This window comes from Nocardia transvalensis NBRC 15921 (genome assembly GCF_000308875.1).
Taxonomy (GTDB): Bacteria; Actinomycetota; Actinomycetes; order Mycobacteriales; family Mycobacteriaceae; genus Nocardia; species Nocardia transvalensis.
On the sequence record NZ_BAGL01000106.1, the window covers coordinates 1 to 240 of the forward strand.

The window sequence follows — 240 nt, forward strand, 5'->3', positions numbered from 1 at the left end:
CCATGATCGAGTTGCCGCCGATCTCGAAGAAGTCGGTCTCGACGCCCACCTGGTCGACGCCGAGGATCTGGCCCGCGATGTAGGCGATCGCCGCCTCGACCTCGTCGGCGGGCGCCACGTAGGCGTCCGCCGAGCCCGGGGCGTCGGCGTCGATCGCGCGGCGGACGGCCGCGCGGTCCAGTTTTCCGTTGGCGGTCAACGGGATCGCGTCGAACACCTCGACGGCCTCGGGAATCATGT

At 70.0% G+C, this 240-nt stretch carries 1 protein-coding gene; it reads right to left on the bottom strand.

The genetic code is table 11. The features are described 5' to 3' along the window. A partial coding sequence (locus ON41_RS30685; protein ID WP_040751604.1) for a hypothetical protein occupies positions 1-240 on the bottom strand: 240 nt, incomplete at both ends.